Origin of the sequence: Dactylosporangium darangshiense (assembly GCF_039537565.1) — a bacterium.
In the GTDB taxonomy this organism is placed as follows: domain Bacteria; phylum Actinomycetota; class Actinomycetes; order Mycobacteriales; family Micromonosporaceae; genus Dactylosporangium; species Dactylosporangium darangshiense.
In genome coordinates, this window is record NZ_BAABAT010000119.1 from 1 (window position 1) to 8,183 (window position 8,183).

The window sequence follows — 8,183 nt, forward strand, 5'->3', positions numbered from 1 at the left end:
CTGTTCGCCGCAGACGACTGCTACCGCGTCGGGGGTTGCTGCTGCCCATTGCCGGAACAGGCTGTCCACGCCGCTGACCGCGGGCAACTCGACCACCGGTCCGTCCCAGCCGACCGACGACACCGGCAGCACCGCCGACGACACCGGCAACCCGGGCCCACCAACCAATCCCGCCAGCAGCGTCACGAAGTGCTCCGCGATGCGCTGTACCGTGGCGTGGTCGAACAGCGCCGTTGCGTACTCGAACGTCCCGGCCAGGCCGCCGTCGGCGTCGCCCATCGCCAGCGCCAGGTCGAAGCGGGCCATGGTCTCCGGCGGTGCGACGTCCTCGGCGCCCGATGCCGGCCGCCCGGCTTCACCGCCCGCGCCGCGGTCCTGGGCGGCGAACGTGAACATGGTCTGGACGAGTGGGCTGCGCGATCGGTCGCGATCGTCGACGAGATCCTCGGCGAGCCGCTCGAACGGCAGATGCTGATGGGTGTAGGCATCCAGGGCGGTGGCGCGGGTCCGCTCCAGCAGCTCGGCGAACGTCGGGTCGTCGTCCAGCCGGGTCCGCAGGACGAGGGTGTTGAGGAAGAAGCCGATGAGCGGCTCGGTCTCGGCCTGGCCCCGCTCCGCGATCGGCGTGCCGATGAGCAGGTCGTCCTGGCCGGTGTACCGCTGCAGCAGCACGGCGTAGGCGGCGGCCAGCGTCATGAACATGGTGGCGCCGTGCCGCCGGGCCAGGGCGCGCAGGGCGTCGGCAAGGTCCGGCGCAACGGTGAACTCGACGAGGCCACCGGCGCTCGACCGGATCGGCGGCCGCGGCCGGTCGGTCGGCAGGGCCAGGACCGGCGGGTCGGCGAGCTGGGTCCGCCAGTACTGCAGCTGGCTCTCGAGGAAGTGGCCGGTGAGCCGGCCGCGTTGCCAGACGGCGTAGTCGGCGTACTGCACGGGCAGTGCCGGAAGCGGATTCGGTTCGCCGGCGCGGTACGCCTGATACAGCGCCGACAGCTCCTGCCTGAAGATGCGGCCGGACCAGGCGTCGGAGGCGATGTGGTGGACGCACAGCGCCAGGACGTGGCGGTCTTCGGCGACCCGGATGAGCGTTGCGCGGATCAGCGGCCCGATGGCGAGGTCGAACGGCGTCCGGGCATCGCGCGCGAGGAGCGCCTCCGCGCTGGCCCGCGGGTCGGTCGCGGCAGAAACGTCCACAATGTACAGCGGGAACTCGGCGGGCGGATCGATGATCTGGACGGGGACGCCGTCGGCGCCGGCGACGAACCGGGTGCGCAGCACCTCATGGCGTTCGACGACCGTAGTGAGCGCCGCGGCGAGCGCGCCGATGTCAAGGTCACCGCCGAGCGGCAGGACGTTGGCGACGTTGTACTCGACCGAGTCCGGATCGAGCTGGGCCAGGAACCACAGCCGTTGCTGCGCGAACGACAGCGGCAGCGCGCCACCGCGATCCACCCTCGTCACGGGAGCGACCGGGGGCCCGGCGGCGCCGTCGACCACGGCGGTGAGGCCGCCGACGGTGGGATGGTCGAAAAGGGCGGCCAGCGGCAGGTCGGTGTTGAACGCGGTGCGGATGCGGGCGACCGCCTGGGTGGCGAGCAGGGAATGGCCACCGAGGTCGAAGAAGTCGTCGGTGACGCCGACCCGGTCGATGCCGAGCAGGTCGGCCCAGATGCCCGCCAGGATCTCCTCGGTTGCCGAGGCCGGGGCCCGGTAGCCGCCGGCCAGGTCGGGCCGGGTGCTGTCGGGCGCCGGCAGGGCCGCCCGGTCGACCTTGCCGTTGGCGTTGACCGGCAGCGCGGCCAGCTCGACGTACACAGCCGGGACCATGTGGTCGGGAAGCGTGACCCGCAGGTGGGCGCGTAGCTCGTCGGCGGCGGGCATGGCCTCGGCCGGCACGACGTAGCCGACCAGGCGGCCGTCGTGTCCCGTGACGACGGCGGCGGCGATTCCCGGGTGGCCGGTGAGCGCGGACTCGACCTCGCCGGGTTCGACGCGGTGCCCCCGGATCTTCAGCTGCTGGTCGGTGCGGCCCAGGAAGTGCAGTTGCCCGTCGGGCAGGCGGCGGGCGAGGTCGCCGGTGCGGTACAGCCTGCGGCCGTCCCCGGCGAACGGGTCGGGCACGAAGGCGGCACCGGTTGCCGCCGGCCGGCCGGCGTAGCCGCGGGCGACGCCGGCCCCGCCGATGTAGATCTCGCCGGTGACGCCGATCGGGACCGGGTTGAGGTGAGGGTCGAGCAGATGGGTCTCGACGTTGCCGATGGGCCGGCCGATGGGGATGGGCCCGGCGAGGTCGGGCGGGATCGTGGCCGTCGTCGCGCACACCGTCGTCTCGGTCGGGCCGTAGGCGTTGACGAGACGGAGCCGACCGGCCCAGCGGCGGGCGACGTCGCCGTCGAGCTGTTCGCCGCCGGTGACGAGGGTGCGCAGTTCGGGCAGGTCCTCCGCGTCGGGGATCGAGGCGAGCAGCACGCGCGGGAGGGTCGCGACGGTGACGTGCTCGGCGCGGATCAGCGCGATGAGCCGGTCCGGGTGCGCGCGTTCCGGTTCGCCGGCGACCACCAGCCGGGCGCCGGCGGTGAGGGCGACGGCCACCTCGGCGACTGCGACGTCGAACCCGGGCGCCGCGAAGTGCAGCCGCACGCTGTCCCGGTCGATGCCGAACACCGATCGATGGCCGGCCAGCACGTTCGCGAGCCCGCGGTGCGTGACCTGCACGCCCTTGGGACGCCCTGTCGACCCCGAGGTGTACATCACGTAGGCGAGCTGGTCCGGGTGTACATCGGCTCGGGGCGCCGTGGCAGGCCGGCCGTCCAGGGCGGCGCGGACCGCGGCATCGTCGAGCGTGATCGTCTCGATCCCGCCGGTGGCCGGCTGCCGGGTCGAGTTGTGCGCGAGCAGCACAGTGGCGCCGCTGTCGGCGAGCATGTGGGCGAGGCGGTCGGCCGGCAGCGCCGGGTCCAGCGGCAGGCAAGCACCGCCGGCCTTCCACACGGCCAGGGCGGCGACGGCGCTGTCGAACCCGCGTCGCAGGCAGAGCCCGACGACGGTCTCGGCCGTGACGCCGGCGCCGAGCAGATGGTGCGCCAGCCGGTTCGCCGCCTCGTCGATCTCGCGGTAGGTCATCGTCCGGCCGTCGAACACGACCGCGACGTCCTGCGGAGCCGCCGCGGCCCGGGCGGCGACGAGGTCGTGCACGCCGCCGGTGTCCGGCCGCGCGTCCGCGGTCGCGTTCCACGCCAGCAGCTGCGCGTGTTCGGCGTCGGACAGGACGGGCAGCCGCGACAGGCTGCGCTCCGGGTCGGCGGCCACCGCCGTCAGCAGCGCCTGCAGGTGCCCCACCAGCCGCTCGATGCGGGCCCGGTCGAACAGGGCGGTGCTGTACTGGATCGAGCCACGCATGGCGTCCGCGGACTCGGTCACGGTCAGCGTGAGGTCGAACCGCACGAGCGTCGACTCCGCCGGCGGCTGGTCCGGCGGCGTGCCGGGGCCGGCGTCACCGCCGGAGGTCACGTGGTTGAAGAGGGTCTGCACGAGCGGGGTCCGGGAGCGGTCGCGTTCCCTGACCAGCTCGTCGACGACCTGCTCGAACGGCACGTCCTGGTGGGCGTAGGCGTCCAGGGCGGTGTCGCGGGTGCGCCGCAGCAGCTCGGTGAAGGTCGGATCGTCGTGCAGCCGGGTGCGCAGCACCAGGGTGTTGACGAAGAACCCGACGAGCTGCTCGAGCTCCGGCTGGGCGCGGTTGGCGATCGGAACGCCGACGAGCAGGTCGTCCTGCCCGGTGTGCCGGTGCAGCAGCGTGGCGTACACGGCCATGAGCGTCATGAACATGGTCGTGCCGTTGCGGCGGGACAGCTCCCGCAGCGCGGCGGTGAGATCCGCCGGCACGGCGAAGTCCACCACGCCGCCGGCGTTGGCGCGGACCGGCGGCCGGGGCCGGTCTGTGGGCAGGTCGAGGACCGGCGGGTCGGCGAGCTGCGTGCGCCAGTAGTCGAGCTGGGCGTCCAGGACGGGGCCGGTGAGCCACTCCCGCTGCCAGACGGCGTAGTCGGCGTACTGGATCGGCAGCGGCGGCAGCGGGTCCGGCCGGCCGGCCAGGTAGGCGTCGTACAGCGCCCCCAGCTCGCCGAGCAGCAGCCGCACCGACCACTCGTCGCAGATCACGTGGTGCAGGCACAGCCCGAGGAGGTACCGGTCCTCGGCCAGCCGGACGAGCGTGCCGCGCATCAGCGACCCCTCGGCAAGGTCGAAGGGCGTCCGCGCCCGGTGGGCGAGGAGGCCGCGGGCCTCGGCCTCCCCGGCCGCGTCCAGCACCTCCAGCGCGAAGGGCGCGGGCGGATCGATCACCTGCGCGGCGATGCCGTCCGATCCGGCGACGAGCCGGGTCCGCAGCACCTCGTGCCGCTCGACGACCGTGCTCAGCGCGTCGGTGAGCGCGGCGACATCGACCGGCCGGTCCAGCGGGACGGTGAACGGCACGTTGTACTCGGGCGAGTCCGGGGTCAGCTGGGCCGCGAACCAGAGGCGCTGCTGTGCGAAGGACAGCGGCAGCCGGTCGTGGCGACCGGCCGCGACGATCGGCGGGACCGCGACACCCGTCGCCGTCGCGTCGATCGCGGCGGCCAGGCCGGCGACGGTCGGGTCGTCGAAGAGCGCGGCGAGCGGGACCTCCACCCCCAGCTCGGTGCGCACGCGGGCGATGGCTCGGGTCGCGAGCAGCGAATGGCCGCCGAGGTCGAAGAAGTTGTCGTCGGCCCCGACCCGCGGCAGCCCGAGCAGGTCCTGCCACATCGCGGCCAGCGCCGTCTCGGTCGGGGTGCCGGGGGCCCGGTAGTCGGCGAGGTCGGGCCGGCCGGCGGGGTCGGGCAGGGCCGCGCGGTCGATCTTGCCATTGGGGGTGCGGGGGAACTCGGCCAGCTCGACGAAGACCGACGGGATCATGTACTGCGGCAGCGTGGCCGTCAGGTGACCGCGCAGCTCCGCGACGCTCGGAATGCCGGCGCCCGCGGGCACCAGATAGGCGACGAGGCGGTGGTCGGCGGCGATGACGAGCGCGGCCGCCACGGCGGCGTGCGCGGTCAGGGCGTGCTCGACCTCGGCGGGCTCGATCCGATAGCCGCGCAGCTTGATCTGGTGGTCGGTGCGGCCGAGGTACGCCAGTTGGCCGTCGGGCCGGCGCCGGACGACGTCGCCGGTGCGGTACAGCCGGGAGCCGTCGGCGTCGAAGGGGTTGGCGACGAACCGTTCGGCGGTCAGGGCCCGGCGGTTGAAGTAGCCGTGGGCGACGCCGGTCCCGCCGATGTACAGCTCGCCGGCCACGCCCACGCCGGCCGGGTTGAGATGCGGGTCCAGGACGTGCAGGGTGGTGTTGGCGATGGGCCGGCCGAGCGTGACCGGTCCGTCGCGAGTGATCTCCTGCCGGGACGACCAGACCGTGGTCTCGGTCGGCCCGTACAGGTTCCACAGCCGCGCGGTCCGGTCGAGGATTGCGGTGGCGAGGTCGGCCGGCAGCGCCTCCGCGCCGCACAGGGCGACCATGCCGGGTGCGCCGGCCCAGCCGTCCTCGATGAGCATCCGCCAGGTCGCCGGCGTGGCCTGCAGGACCGTCACCTCAGCCGCCTCGAGCAGCGCGGCCAGGTCCCGCGGCGAGCGGGCCGTGGCGGGGTCGGCGATGACGAGGCGGGCACCGACCACGAGCGGCAGGTACAGCTCCAGCTTGCAGATGTCGAAGCTGAAGGTGTTCACGGCCAGCACCACGTCGGTGGGGGCCAGGCCCGGCTTGTCCCACATCGACGTGAGGAGGTTCATCAGGCTGCGGTGGGCGACGACGACGCCCTTGGGACGGCCGGTCGAACCCGAGGTGTAGATGATGTAGGCGGGCGCGTCCGGGCCGGCCGGGCCGGGGAGCGCGGCGTCGGCGTCGGGCACGCCGGCGTCGAGCCAGACCGTGGTCGGTAGCGGCGCCGGCAGGTGCTCGGCGGCCCGCCGGGTGGCGACGAGGATGCGTGCCCCGCTCTCGGCGAGCATGAACGCGAGCCGGTCGGCCGGCTGTTCCGGGTCCATCGGGACGTACGCCGCCCCGGCCTTCCACGTCGCGAGGGCCGCGACGAGGACCTCCGGTCCGCGTTCGAGGCAGATGCCGACGACGGCGCCGGGGGCAACGCCGAGGCTGCGCAGGTGGCGCGCCAGCCGGTCGGATGCCGCGTCCAGCTCGGCGTAGGTGAGCGACCGGTCGTGGTGGACGATCGCGATGTGGCCGGGCCGGGTACGGGCGTGCCGGGCGACGTGCTCGTAGACGGTGGCGACGCCGGGCACCACCGCCGCGGTGTCGTTCCAGGCCCGCAGCTGACCCTGTTCCGCGGCGGTGAGCATCGGCAGCCTGGATACCGGCCCGTCCGGGCGGACGGCGATCGCCTCCAGTAGCACCGTGAGGTGCTCGGCCATCCGCCGCACGGTCGAGCGGTCGAACAGGGCGGTGCTGTACTCGAAGGTGCCGGCCAGGCCGTTGGGGGCGTCGGTTGTGGTGAGCGCGAGGTCGAGCATCGCCGCCGTCCGCACGGCCCCGTCGGCGCGCGGCGGGTTCGTCAGGTCGTCCTCGCTCGTGTTGTGGGTGAAGATCGTCTGGATCAGGGGGGTGCGGGAGCGGTCCCGGTCGTGGACGAGCTCGTCGACCAGCTCCTCGAACGGCAGGTCCTGGTGGGTGTAGGCCTCCAGGGCGGTGACGCGCACCCGCCGCAACAGCTCACCGACGGTCGGGTCGTCGCTGAGGTCGATCCGCAGGACGAGGTTGTTGATGAAGAAGCCGATGAGGTCGTCGGTGCCGGCCTGGTTGCGGTTGGCGATAGGCGTGCCGACGAGCAGGTCGCCCTGGCCGGTGTGCCGGTGCAGCAGTACCGCGTAGGCGGCCAGCACGGTCATGAACATCGTGGTCGCGTGCCGCCGCGACAGGTCCCGCAGCGCGGCCGCGGTCTCGGCCGCAACCGTGAAGTCCAGGATCGCGCCGGCGGTGCTGCGCACCCGCGCCCGGGGCCGGTCGGTCGGCAGCTCCAGGACGGGCGGGCTCGCCAGCCGGCCGAGCCAATAGTCCAGCTGCGCCTGCCGGACCGGGCCCGCGAACCAGGCGCGCTGCCAGGCGGCGTAGTCGGCGTACTGGATCGGCAGCGGCGGCAGCGGGTCCGGCCGCCCGTCGCGGTAGGCGGCGTAGAGCGTCGCGAGCTCTCGCTCGAACAGGCGGGTGGACCACTGGTCGAAGATCGCGTGATGCATGCACAGCGCCAGCACGTGCTGATCGTCGGCAACGCGGACGAGCGCCGCGCGCAGCAGCGGTCCGTCGGCGAGGACGAACGGGACCCGGGTCTCGTCCCGGGCGCCGGAGATGTCCACTGTAGACAGCGCGATCGCTGTGGGCGGGTCGATGACCTGACGGGGGACGCCGTCGGCGTCCGCGACGAACCTGGTGCGCAGGACCTCGTGGCGCTCGACGATCGTCGACAACGCCGCGTTCAGCGCGGACACGTCGACGGGTGCCGGGAGGGGAATCCGGACGAGGAAGTGGTACTCGGTGGAGTCCGGGTCGAGTTGGGCCAGGAACCACAGGCGCTGCTGGGCGTAGGACAGGGGTAGTGGTTGGCTGCGGTCGGTGGGTGTGATCGGCGCGAGGGTGTTGGTGTTGGTGGTGGTGTCGATGGTGTGGGCGAGGTCTTTGATGGTGGGGTGGTCGAAGAGGGCGGCGAGGGGCAGGTCGATGCCGAGGCGGGCGATGGCTTGGGTGGCGAGCAGGGAGTGCCCGCCGAGGTCGAAGAAGTTGTCGGTGACCCCGACCTGGTCGAGGTGCAGCAGTTCGGCCCAGATGCCGGCGAGGAGTGCTTCGGTCGGGGTGGTCGGCGGTTGGTAGGCGGTGGTGAGGTCAGGCCGGTGGGTGTCGGGTTCGGGCAGGGCCTTGCGGTCGAGCTTGCCGTTGGCGGTGAGTGGAAGGTGCGTCAGTTCGATGTAGTGGGTGGGGATCATGTGCTCGGGCAAGGTGCGCTGCAGGTGCGCGCGGAGTTCATCGGTGGGCGGCAGGCCGTCGGGGCCGATGAGGTAGGCGGTGAGTTGCTGGTTGTGGGCGGTGACGATGGCGGTGGTGATGGCGGGGTGGGTGGTGAGGGCGGTTTGGATTTCGGCGGGTTCGATGCGGTGGCCGCGGA

The 8,183-nt window shown here is 73.3% G+C and carries 1 protein-coding gene; it reads right to left on the bottom strand.

Annotated features, from left to right (window positions below; all coding sequences use genetic code 11):
- Positions 1-8,183, bottom strand: an 8,183-nt coding sequence (locus tag ABD901_RS57740) for an amino acid adenylation domain-containing protein (RefSeq protein WP_345144759.1), incomplete at both ends; no start/stop codon positions are given.